Below are 22,467 nucleotides of genomic sequence, written 5' to 3'. Positions count from 1 at the left end.
GGCGATCAGTAATTGAGCGTGGCCGTCACCGTATCGGTATAGACGCCGACCGCAGGTGTCGTCTGGGCAGGTACGCGCCCATAGACCGTGAATGTTTGCGGCGCTCCGGTTCCCGTTCCTGTCTGGCGATCCGTCCCCACGGTGTTGCCCCACACAGTGGTATGTGCCGCAGTCGTATAGAGTGAATATGCAATGGTGGCGCCCGCCGGGGACGTCATCAGGCGGCTGGCGACAGTGGCGCCCGAACCGGCGCCGGCGCTCAGGCCAAGGCTGAAGGGTGTGCTGGAGGTGCATTGAACGACGACCTGACTGGTCGCGTCGATATTGTTGCTGATGACACCATTGGTGCCGAAATTCAGATTACCGGCCGAGTTGATCTGGCATGCTGCCTGAATGGTGATCTGTACCGTGAAGTTTGAAGTGGCGACCTGCGCCATGCCTGATGACGGCGCAAGGGCGAACGCCACAAGTGATAATAGGTAGCCTGATGTTGCGAACTTCATGCTCTCTCCCCAAGCGGCTGCGCTGCAGATTTCCTCGGTCACAACGCAGGATCACCCCAATAGCGGGTAATTAGAATAATCTAATACTCGCTTCGATTTGGTTAACAAATCCTTAACGGCGGGGCCTAGAAAACTACAGGATGAAATACAGTATAAAGTACAACCATAAATTCTGTGGTATTCGCGGATGAGAGAATAGATAAATCCTCGAAAAAATTCAGATAATCAGTGGCTTGTCCATTTCCTCGCAGTGAGGTTGGATGTGATGGTGCACACTTGGATGAAGACGCCAGATTGTGACCTTTGGCCGATGGCCATATAGGGAGCCCTTATTCCTGACTTTCGAGTCGATAGCGGCTTCCGGGATATAATAACCGTACCGATGTTACCGCACGGCTTGAAGACCATGTCCGTCGCCGAACCTGCAGGCAGGGTTCGTGACGGCCGATCGCCAGCAACTTGCATTCCCATGGCTGGGGCGCTGCTGCCTCGATGAACTGTTCGGTCCGGGAAATTGGCGCCAATGCCGTCAGATAGGCATTTGGCGTCGTCAAGCTGAAGTCCTGTCGCAGATAGTCCGGGGCGACCGCGGCATTCACGAAACGATCTTCCAGCTGGATCGGCACGTCGTCTTCGTGATGAACGATGATCGAATGGAAAATCGTAGCGCCAACGTCGATCTCCAGCGCCGAGGCAAGATCGGGACCGCATACTTCGGTCTGCGCCAGGATCAGGCTGGCCTGGTGGGAGGAGCCCCGTTCCTTGATCTCGTCGGCGATGTTGCGCACACCCATCATCGCGGCGCTTCTCTTTTTTGATGCGACGAATGAGCCGCGTCCCTGAACACGCACGATGACACCTTCGGTCGCAAGCTCCCGCAGGGCACGGTTTGCCGTCATCCGGCTGACGCCCAGCATCTCCACCATCTCGTTCTCGGAAGGAACCCGGTGGTGAAGGGGCCACTCGCCGCTTGCGATCTTTGCCTTGATTTGCGTTTTCACACGCTCATAGAGCGGCAGAGAAGGATACTCGCTGGAAGTTGCGAGGTCGCTTTCGATCACGGACGGCATTTAAACTCCCTGAAAATCGGCATGCTGCCTAAAATATAACCAGCATTTCGGACGCATGCAAAATATCATCTTTGCGCTTGCTTGTCTCCTAAAACCATGCAAAGTTACATATACAACTTGTGAAACATCGATGGGACTTGAGAAGTCGATCTTTTGCAGGCGCATTTTTCTCGTAAGTGGCTGAAGTGAGGATGTTTGCGTGCCGACCCGCTCCGAAAGGGGAATGCAGTCTGGCTCGCCGATATCGGGAGAAAGGGCTGTGAATGCGTGGTTATGAACCGTTTACGGCTTTATTGGTTTGCAGGCGGCCGCATATGTTTCGGCGCGAGACAGCTGGATTGGCCGCGTTCAGGGTTCGAGCGGTGCCGGTTCTCCAGGCGCTCTTTCATCGCCCTTCCTGCTTGCCGCCATTCTCCGCCATCAAAGCCGATTTCGTAAAGTTGTATAGTGAACTTAAGGAGAGCTATTTTCGTTGCCGGCAGGGGGTAGGTGTCTTGATCGGACCTGCGCCAAACAGCCCCGCTGACCGGGCGAAAGGTCGACATTCCTTCATTATATTTTCAGGGAGATCCTGCGCCGGCACCGCATGAATTTGTGCCGACAGCATGCCAACCATCAATCAAAAAGGGGAATAAGATGTTGAATACAAAATTTAAATTCGCGCTCGCCGCCACGGCCCTGTTTGCGGCGCTGCCCTTGGGCTCGGCCCATGCAGCCAGCTATTGCGGCGAGGGAAAGACTGTCACTTTCGCTGGCATCGACTGGGAAAGCGGCGCCTTCATCACCGAAGTCATGAAGGCCATCCTGTCGAAGGGATATGATTGCAAGGTCGATTCCATTCCCGGCAATTCGGTGACCCTGGAACAGGCCACGGCCAATAACGACGTCCAGATTTTTGCCGAGGAATGGATCGGCCGGTCTGACGTCTGGAACAAGGCCGCTGCCGCAGGACAGGTTACCTCGGTCGGCAAGACCTTCGTCGGCGCTTCCGAAGGCTGGTTCGTTCCTGAATATCTGATCAAGGGTGACGCGACAAAGGGCATAGAGGCAAAGGCCCCCGACCTGAAAAGTGTCGAGCAGCTTTCCGATCCGAAGATCGCCGCCCTTTTTCAGGATCCTGAAGAGCCGTCCAAGGGACGTTTTCTCAATTGCCCTTCGGGCTGGACCTGTGAGGGTGTCAATACCGCCAAGCTTCAGGCCTACAAGCTCGACACGACCTACGTGAACTTCCGCCCGGGCACTGGTACAGCGCTGGATGCGGGGATCAGCGCCGCCTATCTTCAGGGTGAGCCGCTGCTGTTCTATTACTGGAGCCCGACCGCAATCATGGGCAAATACAAGCTCGTGCAGCTTTCCGAGCCGGCCTACACCGAAGCCTGCTGGAAGGACCTGACAAGCGCCGATGGCAAGCGGGAGGCCGGATGCGCTTTCCCGGCGGTTGAGGTCGCCTATGGCGTCAACAGCGACTTCGCGAAGGCCGCGCCGGATATCATCGAAATCCTCGGCAAGGCGACCTTCCCGCTCGAAGAGGTCAATTCCAGCCTCGCTTATATGGTTGACGAAAAGGCCGATGCAGTGGCCGCAGCGACGCGCTTCCTGAAGACCAAGGGCGACATCTGGGGCGCATGGGTGTCGCCAGAGGCCAAGACCCGTATCGAAGCCGCGATCAAGTAGTAATCACGGGGCCGCATGCCGGATTGGCATGCGGCTTTTCTCTTTTCCCGTCAGAGCCGTGACCGTCGGGGACGGAAGACGGCAAAGTGCGAGGACGCCACCCGATGTTTCCTGAAACTCTTCATATTTCCATTCGTGGCCCGATCAACGACTTCGTCCAGTCGCTGGTGGTCAATTACGGCTTCGTCTTCAAGGCTATTTCGCAGACCATTCTGCAGGTTATCCTGTTCATGGAATGGATATTGCGCGGCCTGCCATGGTGGCTGGTCCTGCTTGCCTTCCTGGTGCTCGCATGGTTTGCCGCGCGCAAGATCTCGCTTGTCGTCATGGTCGGGGTCATGCTGCTCGTCGTCGGCGCCCTCGGGCTTTGGGACCTGACGATGCAGACGCTGGCGCTGATGCTCATCGCCAGCCTGATTTCCATCATCATCGGTGTTCCGGTCGGCATCTGGCTCGCCAAGAGCCAGATCATGCGGCGTATCACGCTGCCTGTCCTCGACGTCATGCAGACAATGCCGAGTTTCGTTTATCTGATCCCGGCAATCATGCTTTTCGGCCTCGGCAAGGTGCCGGCGGTGCTCGCGACCATCATTTACGCCGTGCCACCGCTGATCCGCCTGACCGATCTCGGCATACGCCAGGTGGATCGCGAAGTGGTGGAGGCGGCAACCGCTTTCGGCAGCAGCCCGTCGCAGATCCTGTTCGGCGTCGAACTACCGCTGGCCACACCCACGATCATGGCCGGCCTGAACCAGACGATCATGATGGCTCTTTCCATGGTGGTGGTCGCTTCGATGATCGGCGCGCGTGGTCTGGGCGAACAGGTCCTGAACGGGATTCAGACACTGGATGTCGGAAAGGGTCTCGAGGCAGGTCTGGGCATCGTCATTCTCGCCATCGTCCTCGACCGTATTACGCAGGGCTTCGGCCAATCCAGCCGGAAGGAGCGCGGCGATGACTGATATCGCAATCCGTAACGTTTCCAAGATTTTCGGCGGCAACTGGAAAGCCGCGCTCGCCATGACGAAAGACGGCGCCGACAAGGCTGAAATATTGGCCAAGACCGGTTGCAGCGTCGGCCTCGACGATGTCAGCCTCGATATTGCCGGCAGCCGCATCTTCGTTATCATGGGGCTGTCGGGTTCCGGAAAATCGACGCTTGTGCGCCATATCAACCGCCTGATCGAACCGACGAGCGGTGAAATCCTGGTTGGCGGCAGCAATGTGCTTGATCTCAACGCCAGGGACCTGCGGGATTTCCGCAATCGCCGTGTCAGCATGGTGTTCCAGAATTTCGGCCTCATGCCACACCGCACGGTTATGCAGAATGTCGTTTATGGCCAGCGTGTACGCGGCCTCTCAAAGACGGAAGCAAACCCGATCGGCATGCAATGGATCGAGACCGTCGGGCTTGCCGGCTATGAAAACAAGATGCCCCATCAGCTTTCCGGCGGCATGAAGCAGCGTGTCGGCCTTGCGCGGGCTCTCGCTGCCGATACCGACGTTATTCTGATGGATGAGGCATTTTCCGCTCTCGATCCGCTGATCCGCGCCGATATGCAGGATCAGCTTCTGCAGTTGGAGAAGAATCTCTCGAAAACCATCGTCTTCATCACGCATGATCTTGATGAGGCGCTGCGTATCGGTGCGCAGATCGCGATTCTGAAGGACGGGAAACTGGTGCAGGTCGGAACGCCGGACGATATTCTCAATCGCCCCGCCAATGATTATGTCGCCCGCTTCGTGCAGCGCCGCACGGGTGCGGCGGTCGCCCATCATGATTGAGAGCGTTATCATCGATCGGGGCATCTCGTGGCGGGATGTTGCCATGGTGGCAAAAGGCGCGCGACTGCAGCTTGCCGATGCCGCGTGGAAGCGTATCGCCGCCGCGCGTGACATTGTCGAGGCGCTGGTGTCGAAAGGCGTGCGCGGCTATGGCATCAATACCGGTGTCGGTGCCCTGTGCGATGTGATCGTGGACAGGGATCGGCAACAGGCACTGTCGCGAAACATCCTGCTCAGTCATTCCTGCGGGGTCGGAGAACCGTTGGGTCGAGAGCAGACACGTGCGATCATGGCCGCGCAGATCGTCAATTTCGCCCATGGTTTTTCCGGCGTGCGCGTGGAAACCGTCGAGGCGCTGCTGGCGCTTTTGAATGCGGATGTTTTGCCCGTCATTCCCTCACGCGGTTCGGTCGGATATCTCACCCATGCTGCGGCAATCGGGCTGGTATTGATCGGCGAAGGCGAAGCGGTGCGTGATGGCGAAAGGCTTTCCGGCCGGCAGGCGCTGGGGGCTGTCGGTCTCTCTCCGCTTGTGCCTCTGGCAAAGGAAGGGCTGAGCCTCGTCAACGGAACGCCCTGTGCCACCGGACTTGCCTGCCTGGCGCTGTCGCAAATGGAAAATCTGCTGGACTGGGCAGATGCGGCGGCGGCAATGAGCTATGAAAATCTGGGCGCGCAATCCGATCCTTTTTCGGCAGCGCCGCTTGCTCTGCGCACATCTCCTGGGCTTCAGGCCGTTGGGAACAATCTCCGCCGTCTGCTGGCGGATAGTCCCCTCTTGGCGCGCTCGGCGGGATCGCGCACGCAGGATCCGCTCAGTCTTCGCGCCGTGCCGCAAATCCATGGTGCGATCCGTGACAGCGTCGCTCAGATCGGCGAAGTGGTGAATCGCGAACTGGCAAGTGTTACGGACAATCCGGTGGTTGCCGGTTCGCCTGATATGCCGCAGGTGCATTCGCAGGCCCATGCGGTTGGCGCGGCATTGGGGCTTGCCATGGATGGTCTGGCCGTAGCCGCTGCAGAACTGGCAAGCATTGCGGAGCGCCGGATCGACCGTCTCGTCAATCCGCTGGTCAGCGGCCTGCCGGCCTTTCTGGCGGAAGGCAGCGGTGTCTGCTCCGGTTTCATGATCATTCAATATACGGCAGCGGCGCTGGTGGCGGAAAACCGGCGGCTGGCTGCGCCCGCCAGTCTGGATGGCGGCATTACCTCTGCCTTGCAGGAGGATATTCTCACTCATGCCACGCCGGCGGCCGACAAGGCGCTTTCCATCATCGCCAATCTGGAAACGATTCTTTCAATCGAGATCATGTGTGCGGCGCAGGCTTATGACATGCAGCCTGGAGACGCCGGCATGGCGCCTGGCACCCAGGCCCTCTACCGGCGTCTTCGCGCAGACGTTCCCTTTTACCGCGATGACCGGCCGCTCAATTCCCTGCTTGCCATGGTGGAAAAGCTGCTGCGTACAACGGGTGCCGGGATTGAGCATCTGTCATAAGCATCGGGTGATGCGCCGCCGGTGACGAATCTTGTCCACCGGCGTCGTCTTCAATCCAGCATCACCATATGCGCGGGCAGTTGCTCCTCGAAAAACCTCGAGAAGGTCGCGATGCGGGGCGGCAGCTTCTGGTAGGGCGGATAATAGAGCGTCAGCCAGAGTTCCGGCGGCGACCAGCCGCGCAGAACATGTGTCAACCGGCCGCTACGGATATGTTCGGCGATATGAAATCCCGGCAACATGGCCACCCCGGCACCATCCGCCGCCAAATCTGCCAGAACCTCGCCATTATTGGCGCTGAATCTGCGGCCGGCGGAAATCGTGATGCTTGATCCGCCATCCGAAAGGACCCAGTTCTCCCGCCGGCTTTCACCGCTATAGGCAAGGCAATCGTCGGGCGTCAGCTCGCCTGGATGTTCCATTTGTGTGAACCGGCTGCCCGGCGCCGCCACCAATATTCTCGGCACGGCCCTGATCTTGCGCCAGATGGTGAATTTGTCTGATGGGGCAGACGAAATGCGGATCGCGAGGTCGTAGTCGTCATCGACGATGTTGACCAAACCATCGGATAGCGAAATCTCGAAGCACATTTTCGGGTAAAGTTCCCGGAAACCCGAGAGTATCGGTGGCAAAACGGTTTTCCCGAGCCATGTCGGCGCGCTGATCCTCAGTCTTCCCTGATCGGCCTTGTGAGCATTCCTGACGTCGCGCCGGGCATTTTCGAGCGCTTCTATTGCCGGCTGAATCTGCGCGGCGAAAACGGCTCCGTCGGTCGTCAGCGACACCTGACGGGTGGTGCGGACGAATAATTGCACGCCGAGATCACATTCAAGCGCGGCAATGGCGCGGGTGACGGCTGCTGCCGTCATGCCCAGTTCGCGGGCCACCTGCGCGAAGTTGCGCTTTTCGGCCGCCATCAGAAAGGTTTTGAGAGCTTTGTGGTCGTTCATCTCTATTATTTCAAAAACCGCAATTCAGTCGCAAGAAATATTGCAATTCTTCGATGCAATCAAGCGGCGTATATCTTTGTCATCGAAACGGACACACCAACGAAGAAAGGCGCCGACGATGATCAAGGATATCAAGGGCCTGCACCACGTTACCTCCATGGCGTCGGATGCACGGCAGAATAACAGTTTTTTCACCGAAACGCTCGGCCTGCGCCGGGTAAAGAAGACCGTCAACTTTGATGAGCCCAGCGTCTATCATCTTTATTACGGTGATGAAACGGGAACGCCCGGCACGGTCATGACCTATTTTCCCTTCGCCCAGATGATGGCCGGTCGTCCCGGTGTCGGTGAGGTGGGCGAGACCCAGTTCTCCATTCCGAAGGGTTCGCTCGGCTTCTGGAAAGATCGTCTCATTGCCAAAGGTGCCGCCGGCATTCAGGCCGACACGGTTTTCGGCGACAATCGCCTGCGCTTCACCGGTCCCGATGGCGACGGTCTCGCGCTGATCGAAACCGGCAATGATGCACGTGCTGGCTGGTTGGCCGAAGGCATATCAGAAGAAAACGCCATACGCGGTTTCACCGGCGCGCGCTTCAATCTTCACGACACGGCTGCGACCGAGGAGCTTCTGCGTTTCATGGGTTATGAGCGGGCCGAAGTTGAAGGGAACGTGACGCGTTTCGTCATTCCCGGTGGCAATGGCGCGGATACGATCGATCTGGCGGCGCTGCCGAAGACACCCTTTGCCCGCCCCGGAGCCGGTTCGGTGCACCACATCGCTTTTGCGGTCGAGAACCGCGAAAAGCAGCTCGAAGTGCGTAAGGCGCTGATGGATACCGGTTATCAGGTAACCCCGGTCATCGACCGCGATTACTTCTGGGCGATCTATTTCCGCACCCCGGGCGGTATCCTGTTCGAGATCGCCACCAATGAACCGGGTTTCGACCGGGACGAGGATACCGCGCATCTTGGCGAAGCACTCAAGCTGCCGAACCGGTATGAGCCGTTCCGCAACAAGATCGAGGCGAGCCTGGTTCCGCTTGCCGCCTGAGACGGATCGCTGATCCGCACCGACTGACCGATACACATTCACGCCTTTTAAAGATGGCTGCCCGCGCCGGGCAGTCCACTGGCGAAGCCTCGTCAATTTCCACCGCCGCAGATCGGCAATCACCACCTGAACGGAGAACGAAAATGTCCAAGCTCGAAGTCCTGACCCCCGCCAACAGCCAGTTGATCTTCATCGACCAGCAGCCGCAGATGGCTTTCGGTGTGCAATCGATCGATCGTCAGACCCTGAAGAACAATGTCGTCGGCCTCGCCAAAGCTGCCCGGATATTCAACATCCCGACGACCATCACGACGGTCGAAACGGAAAGCTTCTCCGGCAACACCTTCCCGGAATTGCTCGCGGTTTTCCCGGAGAATGATATCCTCGAGCGCACCTCGATGAATTCCTGGGATGACCAGAATGTCCGCGACGCCCTGGCGAAGAACGCTGCCGGTGGCCGCAGGAAGATCGTCGTTTCCGGCCTCTGGACGGAAGTCTGCAACACCACCTTCGCGCTCTCGGCGCTCCACGATGTCGCGGATTACGAGATCTACATGGTGGCGGATGCTTCCGGTGGCACCTCTGTCGATGCGCATAAATATGCGATGGACCGCATGGTGCAGGCCGGCATCATCCCGGTCACCTGGCAGCAGGTGCTGCTTGAATGGCAGCGCGACTGGGCACGCAAGGAAACCTATGACGCCGTCACCTCGCTGGTGAAGGAACATTCCGGCGCCTATGGCATGGGCATCGACTATGCCGTCACCCACGTCCATGGCGGTGAAGAACGCGTCAAACACGGCAAGCGCATCGGCCCCAACCCAGCCCAAAAATAAGCTTTCGCCGCACCGGAAGGATCGATGTCCCCTCCGGTGCGGCTTTCATCCATCTAGGAGGTTCCCATGAAAGTCTATCTTCTGTCGCTTGGCGCCGGCCTGCTGGTCGGCATTGTTTACAGCCTGCTCAATGTGCGTTCACCTGCGCCGCCCATCATCGCTCTTGTCGGCCTGCTTGGCATATTGCTTGGGGAACAGGTCATTCCTTTTGCAAGGTCGATCATCGGCAAGGAACCGGCCGCCGTTTCGTGGATCAATCAGATCAAGCCGCATATGTTCGGCCATATGCCGAAGGGCAGCGGAGAGACCGTGGATCTCGCCAGAGCGAAACAGCCTGTGGATGGGGAGAGAAGCTGATGCCGACGCGACGCACCTTTCTTGGCGCGGCATCGAGCCTAGCCTTTCCGCATCTCTTTTCACCGGCCAAGGCCGCTGATCCCATTCAGACCGGAGTTTATTCCATGTATCCCGACACCATTCTTCACAACGGCCGCCTGACGACGCTTGACCGCGGCAATCCGAATGCAACGGCAGTTGCCATCAAGGATGGTCTGTTCGTTGAAGTGGGAACCGACGCCGATGTCATGGCGCTCGCCGGGCCGGAGACGAAAGTCATCAATCTGAACGGTAAACGCGTGCTGCCCGGCCTGATCGACAATCACACTCACGTCGTTCGCGGCGGCTTGAACTTCAACATGGAACTGCGTTGGGATGGCGTGCGCTCGCTGGCGGACGCCATGGACATGCTGAAACGTCAGGTGGCGATCACGCCTGCCCCGCAATGGGTGCGCGTCGTTGGCGGCTTCACCGAGCATCAATTCGTCGAAAAACGCCTGCCGACCATTGAGGAAATCAATGCGGTGGCTCCAGATACGCCGGTCTTCCTGCTGCATCTCTATGATCGGGCGCTGCTGAATGGTGCTGCGCTGCGCGCCGTTGGTTATACGCGGGATACGCCAAACCCGCCCGGCGGCGAGATTACTCGCGATGCGAACGGCAATCCCACGGGCATGCTGCTCGCCAAACCGAATGCCGGCATCCTCTATTCGACGCTCGCCAAGGGACCGAAGCTGCCGCTCGATTATCAGGTCAACTCCACCCGTCATTTCATGCGTGAACTGAACCGGCTGGGTGTGACCGGCGTGATCGATGCGGGTGGCGGTTTCCAGAATTATCCCGATGACTATGAGGTCATCCAGAAGCTTTCCGACGAAGGCCAGATGACCGTGCGTCTTGCCTACAACCTCTTCACGCAGAAACCCAAGCAGGAAAAGGAGGATTTCCTCAACTGGACCTCTTCGGTCAAATACAAGCAGGGCAATGACTATTTCCGGCACAATGGTGCAGGTGAGATGCTGGTCTTTTCCGCTGCCGATTTCGAGGATTTCCGCCAGCCACGACCGGACATGCCGCCGGAAATGGAAGGCGAACTGGAAGACGTCGTCCGAATTCTTGCGGAGAACCGCTGGCCCTGGCGTCTGCACGCCACCTATGACGAGACGATCTCGCGGGCTCTGGATGTCTTCGAAAAGGTCAACCGGGACATTCCGCTTGAGGGCCTGAACTGGTTCTTCGACCATGCCGAAACCATCTCGGACCGCTCCATCGATCGCATCGCAGCGCTTGGTGGTGGCATCGCCACCCAGCACCGCATGGCGTATCAGGGCGAATATTTCGTCGAACGGTATGGACAGGGAGTTGCCGAGGCGACGCCACCGATCCGGAAAATGCTCGACAAGGGCGTCAATGTTTCTGCCGGTACCGATGCCACCCGTGTCGCCTCCTACAATCCGTGGGTTTCCCTTTCGTGGATGGTAACCGGCAAGACCGTCGGCGGCATGCAGCTCTATCCACGCGCCAATTGCCTCGATCGTGAAACGGCACTGCGCATGTGGACCGAAAAAGTCACATGGTTCTCGAACGAGGAGGGCAAAAAGGGCCGCATCGAAAAAGGCCAGTTCGCCGATCTGGTGGTGCCGGACAAGGATTATTTCGCCTGTGCCGAGGATGAAATTTCCTTCCTCACCTCCGAGCTGACCATGGTTGGCGGCAAGATCGTCTATGGTGCCGGTGATTTCAGGGCACTCGATGAGAACGACGTACCTCCCGCCATGCCGGACTGGTCGCCCGTTCGCGCTTTCGGCGGTTATGCCGCCTGGGGTGAGCCGCAAGGGGCTGGAAAGAACTCGTTGCGACGGGCGGCAATCACGTCCTGCGGCTGCGCCAGTGATTGCGGTGTGCATGGCCACGACCATGCCGGAGCCTGGACATCGAAACTGCCCATCGCCGATCTGAAGGGCTTTTTCGGAGCACTTGGCTGCTCGTGCTGGGCGGTTTAAGCCCGACCCGCTGAATGCCAGATCGACCATGCGGGCAGCGGATTGTCGCTGCCCGCATCCGACGCGAAGGACGCCCTCTCAGGCGGGCCAATGTTGCGAAATCTGCAATTATATCGAAACTATTGATGCAATTGTTGGCGATAATTGTTTCAGCCAATATCGCTCCATCAGATGAACGCAGTGCCGGTCGAACCAACGGCCAAGATCGCAGGAGCAGACAATGACCGAACCATCTTCAACACTTCGCCTTAACGGGCTTCTTACGGGCGTTGTTGCCTCGCCTGTCACACGGACCCTCGCGCTTCTGGCGCTTTGCTCGGCCTATATTCAGGGGCCGCTGACCAAGATCTTCGACTTTCCCGGTGCGATTGCCGAGATGAACCATTTTGGGCTTCATCCGGCGGCGGTCTTTGCCGTTGTCGTCATTGTGTTCGAGCTTACCGCCTCGGCCATGGTGGTTTCCGGCTTTCTGCGCTGGGCAGGCGCTCTGGCGCTTGCGGGCTTCACGCTTCTGGCCACCTTCATTGCTCTTCGGTTCTGGGAAATGGCACCCGGCATGGATCGCATGATGGCAACCAACGCCTTCTTTGAACATCTGGGTCTGGCTGGCGCCTTTGTTATCGTCGCCGCAATCGATCTCACGAAAGGAACAGGCAAATGAATGCCGCAAAATCCTCAACGAGCAGCTTTGCTCCGCTTGCGCAGCCGGTTTTTGCCGTCCTCTGGGCCGCAACCGTGCTCGGCAATACCGGCAGTTTCATGCGCGATGTCGCCAGTTCGTGGCTTATGACCGATCTTTCGGCCTCGCCGGCGGCCGTCGCCATGGTCCAGGCGGCGGGAACCCTGCCGATCTTTCTGCTGGCCATCCCGGCCGGTGTGCTGACGGATATTCTCGACCGTCGCAAATTTTTGATTGCGGTCCAGCTGCTCCTGGCATCTGTCAGCCTCACCCTCATGGTTCTCGCCCATACCGGATTGTTGTCCGTCAGTGCCCTGATCGGCCTTACCTTCCTTGGCGGCATCGGTGCGGCGCTGATGGGACCGACCTGGCAGGCCATCGTGCCGGAACTGGTAAAACGCGAGGATATCAAAAGCGCTGTCGCGCTCAATTCGCTGGGCATCAATATTGCCCGTTCCATCGGTCCTGCGGTCGGCGGCATATTGCTTGCTGCCTTCGGTGCGGCCGTTACTTACGGTGCAGATGTCGCCAGCTACTTTGTCGTCATCGCGGCGCTCCTGTGGTGGCCACGGGCGAAGAACGCCAATGATGTGCTGGCGGAAGGTTTCTTCGGTGCATTCCGGGCCGGCCTTCGTTACACACGCGCCAGCCGGCCGCTGCATGTCGTCCTGCTGCGGGCTGCAATCTTCTTTGCATTCGCCAGTGCCGTCTGGGCGCTTCTGCCGCTGGTCGCACGGCAATTGCTCGGCGGAGATGCCAGCTTTTATGGCATTCTGCTCGGCGCGGTCGGTGCCGGTGCCATTGGCGGCGCGCTGATCATGCCGAAACTGCGCGCCCGCTTTGATGCCGACGCCCTGCTTCTGGGGGCTGCTGTCATTACCGCGCTTGTCATGGCCGGTCTGTCGTTTGCTCCGCCCAAGTGGCTGGCCATCGTCATCCTACTCTTTCTCGGTGGTGCCTGGATCACGGCACTGACGACGTTGAATGGCGCGGCCCAGGCCATTCTGCCGAACTGGGTGCGTGGCCGTGGGCTGGCGGTCTATCTTACCGTCTTCAACGGCGCGATGACGGCAGGCAGCATCGGCTGGGGCGCTGTTGGCGAAGCGGCAGGCGTGCCCGGAACGTTGCTGATCGGCTCTGCCGGTCTGTTTATCGCCGGTCTTGTCATGCATCGCCTGAAATTGCCTGCCGGCGATGCCGATATGGTACCGTCCAATCATTGGCCGGAACCGCTGGTTGCCGAGCCGGTGGCCCATGACCGCGGCCCGGTGCTGATCCTGATCGAATACAACGTCGAAAAGCATCATCGCAGCGCGTTCCTGCATGCGCTTGACGAGCTTTCCCAGGAACGCCGGCGTGATGGTGCCTATGGCTGGGGTGTCACCGAGGACTCCGCCGATCCGCAGAAGATCGTTGAATGGTTCATGGTGGAATCCTGGGCGGAACATCTGCGCCAGCACAAACGGGTCTCCAACGCCGACGCGGATCTACAGGGCAAGGTGCTTGCCTATCACTCGGGGCTGGAAAGACCAGTCGTGCGGCACTTCCTGACGATCAATCGTCCGGGAAGAGCATGAAGCAAGGAAAAGGGGCCAATTGGCCCCTTTTTATTGCTGAGCAAAGACAATCCGGCCGGTTATTTGGTGATCCGCTCCAGCACACGGCTCAATGCCTTCTTCAATGCGCGCGAACCGCCATTGCCGTCAAAATCCAGCAATACCTGTTCGTTGAGGCCGCCCTTGGTGGCGAATTCACGGCTGATATCAGTGAAATCAGTATCCTTGCCGGCCAGCACCGCCACCTCGGAAAGGCCGGCGAAGAGGGGAGCAAGATAGGCGCGGCCCTTTTCTTCCGGCAGGCCGTTTTCCGCCAGCCATTCCGTCGTATGTTGAAGGATACCGAAGTAAGTGGCCATCAGGGCGCTTGCGGCGGCCAGCAGGTCGTATTCCGCCTTGGTCTCGCATTCAACCGCATTACCGAGCACGTTGAAAATCGCTGCCGTATCCGTATCGGCAGGATAAACGGCAGTGACACCCTTGCGCCGCGCCACGAAGGGCAGGGGGATTGCCTGGGTGAGCCGCACATCCGCGCCGATCCAGTCGAGAAGGGCTTGCCGGCTGGTGGCGGCAACCACGCTGATGACCTTCTGCCCCTCCCGGAACTGCAGGGGTCTGGTGACTTCTTCGGCGATCTGCGGGCGGATCGCCAGCACGACGGTATCGCAGCCGTCAACGATTGCCTGATTATCGCCGGCAACAATCACCTGCGGGAAATCGGCGGCGAGCTTTGCGGAAATATCCGCGCTGCGCTGCGACACCATGACATGCGGCACGGCGACAGGCTTGCCAAGCAGGCCTCGCACCATCGCGTCGGTGATCGCTCCGGTTCCGATGAAACCGATTTTCTGGGGAAGGGACATGATGACTCCGCGGCTGCAAGGGGGCCGGATCGGCCGTGTTTTACGCAGGACGGTAACGCGTGTCCTGAACTGAAGATGAGACATTGGGCCAGAAAACCGGTCTGCCGGCAATGTTAATTTTTCTTCCGGATCCGCCTGCCGGAAGTAAATGTGCTCCGCATGGGAATCTCATCAGCAGTCTGATTTTCCTTTTATTTTAGCATCTTATCGCGATCAATTTTGCACTTTGAAGCAGGACCGACATGAAGAGCCGGTGCCGGCCGGATAAAATATTTCACTTGATATTTACATTCGGAATGTATGTATATGACACCGAAAGATCGGATGCTGGTGATGCGTCCGGCAGCTCGTTTGCATCAAAAGGTGAAAAATGGTCGAGAAAAGTCAGTGGCGGCGCGGGCAAACGGTGGCCCTTGCGTTGATCCTATCCTGCGTCCTCTATCCCGGAAGAGTGCTCGCGCAGCAACAACCCACCCCGTCAGTCACGGTTGAAACCGCCAAGGCGGCGGATTTCACGCTGACTGCGCGTTTGCCCGGACGTATCAAACCATCGACGATTTCAGAGGTGCGGCCGCAGGTCTCCGGCATCATCCGGGAACGACTGTTTGAAGAAGGCGCCCGTGTCGAGGCCGGTCAGGTTCTCTACAAGATCGAGGATGAAACCTATGTTGCGGCGGTGGAGTCGGCCAAAGCCAACGTCGCCCAGGCACAAGCCAGCTACGACTTCGCCCTCGTCGATGCGCGCCGTGCTGAGGAGACATTTGCCAATAATGTAAGCTCGGCGTCGAACCGCGATAACAAGATTGCGGAGAGAAACAAGACGCAGGCCGCACTTCAGGTGGCGCGGGCACAGCTGACGACAGCGGAGATCGACCTCGAGAGAACGACGATCCGCGCGCCAATCTCCGGCATCATCGGGTTTTCGGAAACGACCGCCGGTGCGCTTGTGGCTGCGCAGCAGACGACGGCTTTGACCACGATCCGCGCGCTCGACACGATCTATGTCGACGTAACCCAGTCCGTAAACGATCTTTTGCGGTGGAATGCCGACAAAAGGGTAGGGGGCAGCCAGTCCCAGTCCGTTGCAACGATGATCCTTCCAAACGGCCAGACTTACCCGGTAAAGGGTGATCTAAAGGCGGCCGAACCGAGGGTCGAACCGACGACAGGCATGGTCACGCTTCGAATCTCGTTCTCCAACCCGGATAACAGGCTTTTGCCGGGCCTTTATGTCGAGGTTGAACTGCCGCAGGCCGTTACCAAGGACGCGATCCTCGTTCCGCAAAGCGCCGTGATGCGCAATGCCAAAGGCGAGGCCTCCGTCTGGATCGTGGAGGGCGGCAAGATTGTTCTCCGTCCGGTAACCATCGTCACTGGTGCCGGCAATCGCTGGGTCACCAGCAGCGGCCTGAAACCGGGGGACCAGATCGTCATGTCCGGTTTCCAGAAGGTGGCACCCGGTGCTTCGGTGGAAATAGAGCAACAGCCGGTGGCCCAGCAGGCTGCCCGGGTCGGGAGTAACTGATCCATGGCGCGGTTTTTCATAGACAGACCCATTTTCGCCTGGGTCATCGCCATCATCATCATGGGCCTCGGCGTCCTGTCGATCATGAGACTGCCGATCTCGCAATATCCCTCGATCGCCGGTCCGTCCGTGGTCATCGGCGCGACCTATCCCGGCGCATCCGCCGAAACGGTCGCGGATACGGTGGTGCAGATCATCGAGAAGGAAATGACGGGCCTTGACGGGCTGCGTTACATCGACTCATCGACGACCTCTACCGGTCGCGCCACCGTGACACTCACATTCAATCTCGGCACGGATCCCGACATCGCCCAGGTTCAGGTCCAGAACAAGCTGAGCCAGGCCGAAGCGAGCCTGCCTTCGGAAGTGACGCGTCAGGGTGTAACGGTTGAGAAATCGACAACCGGCTTTCTGATGGTGATCGCGCTGATCTCGGACGACGGAGCCCGAAGCGCCATCGATCTGGCCGATTATCTGAACTCCTACATGGTCGAACCGGTGTCGAGACTGAAGGGTGTCGGCAAGGTTGAAGTGTTCGGGTCGGAATATGCGATGCGAATCTGGCTCGATCCGCAGAAGCTGAAATATTACGGCCTCTCTCCCACCACCGTCATTAATGCGATCAGCGCCCAGAATGCGCAGATATCGGCCGGTTCCTTCGGCGCCATGCCGGCACCGGAAGGTCAGCAGCTCAATGCCACCGTCACCGCCCAGTCGCTCCTGAAGACGCCACAGGATTTCGAGCGCATCGTGCTGCGTGCCGATACCGATGGCGGGCTGGTGTTGCTGCGTGATGTGGCGCGGGCGGAACTCGGAACTGAAAACTACGAAATTTCCAGTTTCTACAACGGCAAGCCGTCGTCAGGCATGGCGATCCAGCTGGCATCCGGCGCCAATGCGCTTGAAACGGCGGAGTTGGTGAAGGCCAAGATGGCCGATCTCGGCGCATTCCTTCCCGCCGGCGTGAGCTATGTCATTCCCTATGATACGACGCCGTTTGTCTCGCTTTCCATCGAGGCGGTCATTCACACGCTCATCGAAGCGATCGTGCTGGTCGTGTTCGTGATGCTGATCTTCCTGCATAATTTCCGCGCGACGCTGATCCCGACGCTGGCCGTGCCGGTGGTTCTGCTTGGAACCTTCGGCATCATGGCGGCGCTCGGATTTTCGATCAACACGCTCACCATGCTGGCCATGGTTCTGGCGATCGGTCTGCTTGTCGATGATGCGATCGTGGTGGTGGAAAACGTCGAGCGCATCATGCGTGACGAGCACCTCGATCCCGTCGCGGCCACAAAAAAGTCGATGGGAGAAATCCAGGGGGCACTCGTGGGCATCGCCATGGTGGTTTCCGCCGTCTTCGTGCCCATGGCGTTTTTTGGCGGCGCAACGGGGGAAATGTACAAGCAGTTCTCGGTGACCATCGTCGCGGCCATGGCGCTCTCGGTGCTGGTTGCTCTCATCTTCACACCGGCGCTCTGCGCGACGATGCTGAAGGCCCATGATCACAATGCCAAGCCGGGTCTTGCCAGCCGTTTCAGCAACTGGTTCGAGCGCAATTTCTCATGGCTGACGACACGATACGGCAATATCGTCAGGGCTTCGGCGAAAAGGCCGGTCAGGATGTTCCTTGTCTACCTGCTTCTGGTGGGCGCCATGGTCTTCCTTTACCAGAAGACGCCAACCTCGTTCCTTCCCGATGAAGATCAGGGAACCCTGCTCACCATCATCCAGACACCGCCCGGTTCCACCGCCCAAAATACCGAGGAGGTTCTGGGTAAGGTGGAAAACTACTACATGAATGCCGAAGCCAAGAACGTCGAGTCGGTCTTCTCGGTTCGTGGTTTTTCCTTCGCCGGTCAGGGGCAGAACATGGGCATGATGTTCGTCAAGCTGAAGGACTGGGAAGAGCGCAAGGGTAAGGACAACTCCGCCCAGGCCATTGCCGCGCGCGCTTTCGGGCCCTTGATGGGCGGCATCAAGGAAGCGATCGTCGTTCCGCTGGTGCCGCCGGCGGTCACGGAACTCGGCAATTCCAACGGCTTTACCGCCTTCCTTCAGGCGCGTTCCGGCCAGAGCCATGAGCAGCTTCTGGAAGCGCGCAACATGCTGCTGGGTCTTGCGGCCCAAAGCCCGAAACTCATGGCTGTCCGGCCGAACGGCGTGGAGGATGCTTCTCAGTTCGAACTCAACATCGACTGGGGCAAGGCCGGCGCTGTTGGCCTCAGCGCTGCGGATGTCGGGTCGTTCCTGACCACCGTCTGGTCGAGTTCCTATGTGAACGACTTCCTTTACGAGGGACGCATGAAACGCGTTTACGTGCAGGGCGAGCCCTTGGCACGCACCGGGCCGGAGGATCTTGCTCTCTGGCGGGTGCCGAATGCGAATGGCGATTTCGTCGATCTTTCGACCATCGCCAGCCAGAACTGGGTCTTCGGGCCTCAGCAGGTGAGCCGTTATGACGCCCTGCCCGCGATGTCGATCGAAGGGTCGGCGGCTCCGGGGTTCTCCTCCGGTGAGGCGCTGGCTGAAATGGAGGCGCTTGCCGCGAAACTGCCGCCGGGCTTCAGCCTGCAATGGACGGGAATGTCGCTCGAAGAAAAGGATGCCGGTGCCGGCGCCTTACCTCTCTACGGGCTGGCATTGGCAACCATGTTCCTTTGCCTTGCAGCTCTTTATGAAAGCTGGACCATTCCCGTGGCGGTTCTGCTCGCCATGCCGGTCGGTATTCTCGGTGCGCTTCTGGGCGCATGGATCGGCGGGCAGTCGAATGGCGTCTATTTCCAGGTGGGTCTTCTGACTGTGGTCGGCCTGACGGGCAAGAATGGCATCATGATCGTCGAATTTGCGCGAGAGCGAATGGCGCAGCTGGGCGAAAGCGCATTCGAGGCGGTTTGCGAGGCGGCGAAACTTCGCTTCCGGCCGATCCTGATGACCTCGCTTGCCTTTGGCCTCGGTGTCATTCCGCTGGTCATATCGACGGGTGCCGGCGCCGGCGCGCGCCAGGCTATCGGCTTTGCCACCTTCTTTGGAACGGTGACGGGGACTTTGCTGGCGATTGTTTTCGTGCCGGTCTTCTTCGTGCTGATATCGGGGATATTTAGCCGCAGAAGCGTAAAGGTGGCGGAGCCGAAACCCGCCTGAGGTCGATGCATTCCCGTCCCGCCGTGATGAGTTGCGGCGGGACGGCGGTTTGCTTTTGCCGGGCTGCTCCATGTAGAAAGCAACGGCGAAATTCAGTCATGGGAGTTTAGAGACGTGAGGAGAACCAAGGAGCAGGCGGCGGAAACCGGTCGCCAGATCTTGCAGGCGGCGGAGACCCTGTTTCTGGACAAGGGCTATGACAATGTCAGCCTGGAAGAAATCGCTGCTCTTTCCGGTGTGACCCGGGGTGCAATCCACTGGCATTTCAAGAACAAGCACGGGCTTCTGCTCGCTCTCCGAAACGAAGCGCAGGAACCGTTTCGGCGATTTGCCGACGAACTTTCCGAAGGCCGCAGCTCCGCTTCCATCGAAAAACTAGGTGACATCATAGCCGACACCTTCAGGCTGCTGGAGCAGGATCCGCGTCAACGCGGTCTGCTGCGGGTGATGATGCGGCTCGATATCGTTATGGCGGAAAAGGATGAGGCCGCACAAAACACGTTTCCCGAGGAAATGCATGAATTATTCGTGCGCATATTCAGGACAGTCGAGCGAAACCCCGGAATGGTGAAACCGTGGACGCCGGAAAAGGCTGCCTCCATGCTTTATGCGGCCATGGGCGGTCTCATTACGGAATGGGCGCTAAGCAAGAGCGTCTTTACGCTTTCCGAAGACGGGAGCCTTCTGGTCGCGACTTTGCTCGCCGGAGTTCAGCAAAAACACCAAGGCCTCAACTGAACCAATCCTGACAAAATTACCGCGGGCAAACCACGTCCGACATGCGCTGGTGACGGAAGATGACTAGGTTCGAATTTACAAACGTGTTGTATGTATATATAAAGACATGGCTACTGTTGCCCCGACAAGCAGGGCTGGTTGACCGGTATGATCCCGAAAGCGAACCGGTTGCCCAATGGAGGAGGCGGTTCCGAAAATGATGAAGGATCGGGGAAATATTTCGCGCCAGTCTCTTGCCCTTCGCGGCAGTCTGGCCGTTTCCACGGGTTACGGAGGTTCCGTGCCTGCTCCGTCTTCGACAAACATGGCCCTGACGTATCGTCCCCTGCCGTCAGGGCCAATGATGTCCGCAACGCTCATTGCCGGACATCGGACGGGGCACGTTTTCCCCCACCAGCGTGCCCCGTCGTTTCTCCCGCGGCTTCGCCGCCTCATCCGCAGTGGCCGGGAGGTCGGCCAAAACCGCTTCAGGAAACCGTCCGACTGGCTGAGGGTCGTCGCGCTTGGCGTCATTCTGGTCGATTTCGCCGTGTTGTCCCTCGCCAACAGGTTTCTCGACCGGAACTTTGAAGGTTATCTGCCGGGCCTCGGGCCAATGCTGGGCGGATTGCTGTTTGCAATCATCATCATGCGGCTTGCGCGCCCCGCATTTTATCCGGACTGGATTGCCATCGGCGCCCTTCAGGCAGCGATGGGGTGTATCGTCTGTGTTGATGAGACCCTTCGGTCGTCTGCGGCCTTTCTGCTTTTCTGCTGTCTGTTTCTTGGTCTTTCGTTATTGCGGCTCTGGGTTGGAGAAACGATCCGTCCCCACCGGGGTGCTCCATCCCTGCTCGCAGGCGGCTTGACCACCCTCTTCTTTGTCGCATGGCTGGTCGCGGATCGCTCCTTTGGACTTGGAGGGGGCCCGGACATCATTCTGGCGGCAGATCTTCTGGTGGCGGGTTTCACGATGGTGTCGTTCGGGCTTTCGCTGCGATCTGGCAAGGGCCAGCATTAAGGAGCGCGAAATCTGTTGGAGGAACAGAGGCAAGAAATTACCGGATCTGGCGCTATCGGTTTTTCCATGCGGAAATTCGATTATCCCGTCGCGCCTTTGCGGTGATTGCGCTTGTTGCACCCTTGCTTTTCAAAGGGCTTTCCCGTTTCCGGCAGGACGAGGATCGAACAGCGAGGCGGCGGCCCGTTCGGGCGGCGGCCTGTTGCTTTGAAGCCGGCGATCATACAAAACTGGGCAAAACTACAGAGCGAGCCCCATGGTACGGAAAAGTCTTACGCCGCAGATCGTCGGAAACGTCATTGAATTCATCCAGACGAACGGCATCGGCAAGGGTGAGCATCTTCCTCTTCAAATGCTGGCTGACGCGTTCCGTGTCTCGCGTGCTCCCATCATGAGCGCGCTCAAGCAACTCGAGACCCAGGGCGTCGTGCGGGCGGAGCCCAATCGCGGTTATTTCCTCGCGGTCGAACCTGGCAGTCTTCAGGATATGAAATCCGCAGGTGTTGAAGACGGTGAGGGCGACGAGGCGATCTATTTCCGTATCGCCGAGGATCGCCTCGCCGGTAAGCTCGACGAGCGCATAAGCGAAAATGAACTCATGCGGTTTTACGATCTTCCGCGCACCAAGCTTCTGAGGGTCCTTCGGCGTATTGCGGAAGAGGGCTGGATCGAGCGTCTGCCCGGCAATGGCTGGGCGTTCACGCAGGCGCTGACGTCCAAGAAGAGTTATGAGGACGGTTATGCCTTTCGCGCCGTGATCGAGCAGCAGGCCATGCTGCTGCCGAGTTTCGAGCCCAACGCCGAGGGTCTGAAGCGGGCGCGGGAGGTTCAGATGCGGCTGCGTGACGGCGGATATGAAACATGGTCGCGCGCCGAAATCTTCAAGGCCAATAACGAATTTCACGAGATGCTCGTCGCCTGCTCGCAGAATGAATTTTTCCTGGATGCGATCAGACGCATCAACCGTCTGCGCCGGCTTATCGAATACCACATCACCATCGACCGCAGCCGCCTGCCCCGGCAGACGGAAGAACATCTGCAAATTCTCGACCTGATCGAACATGGTCGCCGGAACGAAGCTGCTGCTTTTCTCTACACCCACATCATGGGTGCCAGCCGGATCAAGTCGCCCAAGGTCTAGATCCCTAACCTCCCTCACTGTGAGTTGGATTGCTTGCCTGGTTCGTGTCCTTCACCGGGTGAAAAGGCAATCGATTTATTGTCGAGATAATTGCATTTTGTGATTACATTATGTA

General features: G+C 58.7%; 19 protein-coding genes. 15 read left to right on the top strand and 4 right to left on the bottom strand.

Annotation, left to right across the window (positions count from 1 at the left end; genetic code table 11):
• Positions 1 to 5 precede the first annotated feature (5 nt).
• Both EXN68_RS20290 and hutC read right to left on the bottom strand, forming a co-directional pair.
• Positions 6 to 503 carry a Csu type fimbrial protein gene (locus EXN68_RS20290; RefSeq protein ID WP_142842561.1) on the bottom strand — a complete coding sequence of 166 codons (498 nt, stop codon included), beginning with the start codon at positions 501 to 503 and terminating at the stop codon, positions 6 to 8.
• A gap of 329 nt (positions 504 to 832) precedes the next feature.
• A complete protein-coding gene (hutC, locus tag EXN68_RS20285; RefSeq protein WP_142842560.1) occupies positions 833 to 1,573 on the bottom strand; it encodes a histidine utilization repressor in 741 nt (246 codons plus the stop codon).
• A gap of 636 nt (positions 1,574 to 2,209) precedes the next feature.
• Between hutC and EXN68_RS20280 the strand changes: the two genes are divergently transcribed.
• The 4 genes from EXN68_RS20280 to EXN68_RS20265 all read left to right on the top strand — a co-directional run bounded on the left by EXN68_RS20280 (position 2,210) and on the right by EXN68_RS20265 (position 6,530).
• Positions 2,210 to 3,247 carry an ABC transporter substrate-binding protein gene (locus tag EXN68_RS20280; protein ID WP_142842559.1) on the top strand — a complete coding sequence of 346 codons (1,038 nt, stop codon included), beginning with the start codon at positions 2,210 to 2,212 and terminating at the stop codon, positions 3,245 to 3,247.
• Between the two features lie 104 nt (positions 3,248 to 3,351).
• The gene (locus EXN68_RS20275; protein ID WP_142842558.1) at positions 3,352 to 4,209 is read left to right on the top strand and encodes an ABC transporter permease; all 858 of its coding nucleotides are present in this window, start codon (positions 3,352 to 3,354) and stop codon (positions 4,207 to 4,209) included.
• Complete coding sequence (locus tag EXN68_RS20270) at positions 4,202 to 5,032, top strand: quaternary amine ABC transporter ATP-binding protein (protein WP_142842557.1); 831 nt, start codon at positions 4,202 to 4,204, stop codon at positions 5,030 to 5,032. The genes EXN68_RS20275 and EXN68_RS20270 overlap by 8 nt, the downstream gene beginning before the upstream one ends.
• Positions 5,025 to 6,530, top strand: a complete 1,506-nt coding sequence (locus EXN68_RS20265) for an HAL/PAL/TAL family ammonia-lyase (RefSeq protein ID WP_142842556.1) — start codon at positions 5,025 to 5,027, stop codon at positions 6,528 to 6,530. The genes EXN68_RS20270 and EXN68_RS20265 overlap by 8 nt, the downstream gene beginning before the upstream one ends.
• A gap of 50 nt (positions 6,531 to 6,580) precedes the next feature.
• Here the strand turns inward: EXN68_RS20265 and EXN68_RS20260 are convergent, their stop codons facing one another.
• A complete protein-coding gene (locus EXN68_RS20260; protein WP_142842555.1) occupies positions 6,581 to 7,480 on the bottom strand; it encodes a LysR family transcriptional regulator in 900 nt (299 codons plus the stop codon).
• A 118-nt stretch (positions 7,481 to 7,598) separates the two neighbouring features.
• Here EXN68_RS20260 and EXN68_RS20255 point away from each other — a divergent pair, with 118 nt between their 5' ends.
• The 6 genes from EXN68_RS20255 (at position 7,599) to EXN68_RS20230 (ending at position 13,962) form a co-directional block, all read left to right on the top strand.
• The gene (locus EXN68_RS20255) at positions 7,599 to 8,531 is read left to right on the top strand and encodes a VOC family protein (RefSeq protein WP_142842554.1); all 933 of its coding nucleotides are present in this window, start codon (positions 7,599 to 7,601) and stop codon (positions 8,529 to 8,531) included.
• Between the two features lie 143 nt (positions 8,532 to 8,674).
• Positions 8,675 to 9,367, top strand: coding sequence for a hydrolase (locus EXN68_RS20250; protein ID WP_142842553.1), 693 nt, complete (start codon positions 8,675 to 8,677; stop codon positions 9,365 to 9,367).
• 66 nt (positions 9,368 to 9,433) lie between these two features.
• Positions 9,434 to 9,724, top strand: coding sequence for a XapX domain-containing protein (locus EXN68_RS20245; RefSeq protein WP_142842552.1), 291 nt, complete (start codon positions 9,434 to 9,436; stop codon positions 9,722 to 9,724).
• Positions 9,724 to 11,706, top strand: coding sequence for an amidohydrolase (locus tag EXN68_RS20240; protein WP_142842551.1), 1,983 nt, complete (start codon positions 9,724 to 9,726; stop codon positions 11,704 to 11,706). The genes EXN68_RS20245 and EXN68_RS20240 overlap by 1 nt, the downstream gene beginning before the upstream one ends.
• A 220-nt stretch (positions 11,707 to 11,926) precedes the next feature.
• Positions 11,927 to 12,367: a DoxX family protein gene (locus EXN68_RS20235; protein WP_142842550.1), complete on the top strand. Its 441-nt coding sequence runs from the start codon at positions 11,927 to 11,929 to the stop codon at positions 12,365 to 12,367.
• A complete protein-coding gene (locus EXN68_RS20230; RefSeq protein ID WP_142842549.1) occupies positions 12,364 to 13,962 on the top strand; it encodes an MFS transporter in 1,599 nt (532 codons plus the stop codon). The genes EXN68_RS20235 and EXN68_RS20230 overlap by 4 nt, the downstream gene beginning before the upstream one ends.
• 59 nt (positions 13,963 to 14,021) lie before the next feature.
• On the opposite strand, the gene EXN68_RS20225 is transcribed toward EXN68_RS20230, so the two are convergent.
• Positions 14,022 to 14,804, bottom strand: coding sequence for a pyrroline-5-carboxylate reductase (locus EXN68_RS20225; protein ID WP_142842548.1), 783 nt, complete (start codon positions 14,802 to 14,804; stop codon positions 14,022 to 14,024).
• Positions 14,805 to 15,174: 370 nt separating this feature from the next.
• On the opposite strand from EXN68_RS20225, the gene EXN68_RS20220 reads away from it, so the two are divergent.
• The 5 genes from EXN68_RS20220 (at position 15,175) to EXN68_RS20200 (ending at position 22,352) form a co-directional block, all read left to right on the top strand.
• On the top strand, positions 15,175 to 16,329 hold the full coding sequence (locus tag EXN68_RS20220) for an efflux RND transporter periplasmic adaptor subunit (protein ID WP_142842547.1): 1,155 nt from the start codon (positions 15,175 to 15,177) through the stop codon (positions 16,327 to 16,329).
• A 3-nt stretch (positions 16,330 to 16,332) separates the two neighbouring features.
• Complete coding sequence (locus EXN68_RS20215; protein WP_142842546.1) at positions 16,333 to 19,473, top strand: efflux RND transporter permease subunit; 3,141 nt, start codon at positions 16,333 to 16,335, stop codon at positions 19,471 to 19,473.
• Between the two features lie 114 nt (positions 19,474 to 19,587).
• On the top strand, positions 19,588 to 20,211 hold the full coding sequence (locus EXN68_RS20210; protein ID WP_161991410.1) for a TetR/AcrR family transcriptional regulator: 624 nt from the start codon (positions 19,588 to 19,590) through the stop codon (positions 20,209 to 20,211).
• Between the two features lie 196 nt (positions 20,212 to 20,407).
• Positions 20,408 to 21,211: a hypothetical protein gene (locus EXN68_RS20205; protein WP_142842544.1), complete on the top strand. Its 804-nt coding sequence runs from the start codon at positions 20,408 to 20,410 to the stop codon at positions 21,209 to 21,211.
• A 256-nt stretch (positions 21,212 to 21,467) separates the two neighbouring features.
• Entirely contained in the window at positions 21,468 to 22,352 is an 885-nt protein-coding gene (locus EXN68_RS20200) for a GntR family transcriptional regulator (protein ID WP_142842543.1), read from the top strand.
• Positions 22,353 to 22,467 lie beyond the last annotated feature (115 nt).

Origin of the sequence: Martinezella rhizogenes, assembly GCF_007002745.1 — a bacterium.
Lineage (GTDB): Bacteria > Pseudomonadota > Alphaproteobacteria > Rhizobiales > Rhizobiaceae > Agrobacterium > Agrobacterium cucumeris.
This window is presented reverse-complemented; position numbering and strand designations above follow the sequence as displayed.

Bases quoted from the DNA above. Each gene is read 5' to 3' on its own strand.
- EXN68_RS20290 (WP_142842561.1), bottom strand. From the start codon at position 503: ATGAAGTTCGCAACATCAGGCTACCTATTATCACTTGTGGCGTTCGCC.
- hutC (WP_142842560.1), bottom strand. From the start codon at position 1,573: ATGCCGTCCGTGATCGAAAGCGACCTCGCAACTTCCAGCGAGTATCCT.
- EXN68_RS20280 (WP_142842559.1), top strand. From the start codon at position 2,210: ATGTTGAATACAAAATTTAAATTCGCGCTCGCCGCCACGGCCCTGTTT.
- EXN68_RS20275 (WP_142842558.1), top strand. From the start codon at position 3,352: ATGTTTCCTGAAACTCTTCATATTTCCATTCGTGGCCCGATCAACGAC.
- EXN68_RS20270 (WP_142842557.1), top strand. From the start codon at position 4,202: ATGACTGATATCGCAATCCGTAACGTTTCCAAGATTTTCGGCGGCAAC.
- EXN68_RS20265 (WP_142842556.1), top strand. From the start codon at position 5,025: ATGATTGAGAGCGTTATCATCGATCGGGGCATCTCGTGGCGGGATGTT.
- EXN68_RS20260 (WP_142842555.1), bottom strand. From the start codon at position 7,480: ATGAACGACCACAAAGCTCTCAAAACCTTTCTGATGGCGGCCGAAAAG.
- EXN68_RS20255 (WP_142842554.1), top strand. From the start codon at position 7,599: ATGATCAAGGATATCAAGGGCCTGCACCACGTTACCTCCATGGCGTCG.
- EXN68_RS20250 (WP_142842553.1), top strand. From the start codon at position 8,675: ATGTCCAAGCTCGAAGTCCTGACCCCCGCCAACAGCCAGTTGATCTTC.
- EXN68_RS20245 (WP_142842552.1), top strand. From the start codon at position 9,434: ATGAAAGTCTATCTTCTGTCGCTTGGCGCCGGCCTGCTGGTCGGCATT.
- EXN68_RS20240 (WP_142842551.1), top strand. From the start codon at position 9,724: ATGCCGACGCGACGCACCTTTCTTGGCGCGGCATCGAGCCTAGCCTTT.
- EXN68_RS20235 (WP_142842550.1), top strand. From the start codon at position 11,927: ATGACCGAACCATCTTCAACACTTCGCCTTAACGGGCTTCTTACGGGC.
- EXN68_RS20230 (WP_142842549.1), top strand. From the start codon at position 12,364: ATGAATGCCGCAAAATCCTCAACGAGCAGCTTTGCTCCGCTTGCGCAG.
- EXN68_RS20225 (WP_142842548.1), bottom strand. From the start codon at position 14,804: ATGTCCCTTCCCCAGAAAATCGGTTTCATCGGAACCGGAGCGATCACC.
- EXN68_RS20220 (WP_142842547.1), top strand. From the start codon at position 15,175: ATGGTCGAGAAAAGTCAGTGGCGGCGCGGGCAAACGGTGGCCCTTGCG.
- EXN68_RS20215 (WP_142842546.1), top strand. From the start codon at position 16,333: ATGGCGCGGTTTTTCATAGACAGACCCATTTTCGCCTGGGTCATCGCC.
- EXN68_RS20205 (WP_142842544.1), top strand. From the start codon at position 20,408: ATGATGAAGGATCGGGGAAATATTTCGCGCCAGTCTCTTGCCCTTCGC.
- EXN68_RS20200 (WP_142842543.1), top strand. From the start codon at position 21,468: ATGGTACGGAAAAGTCTTACGCCGCAGATCGTCGGAAACGTCATTGAA.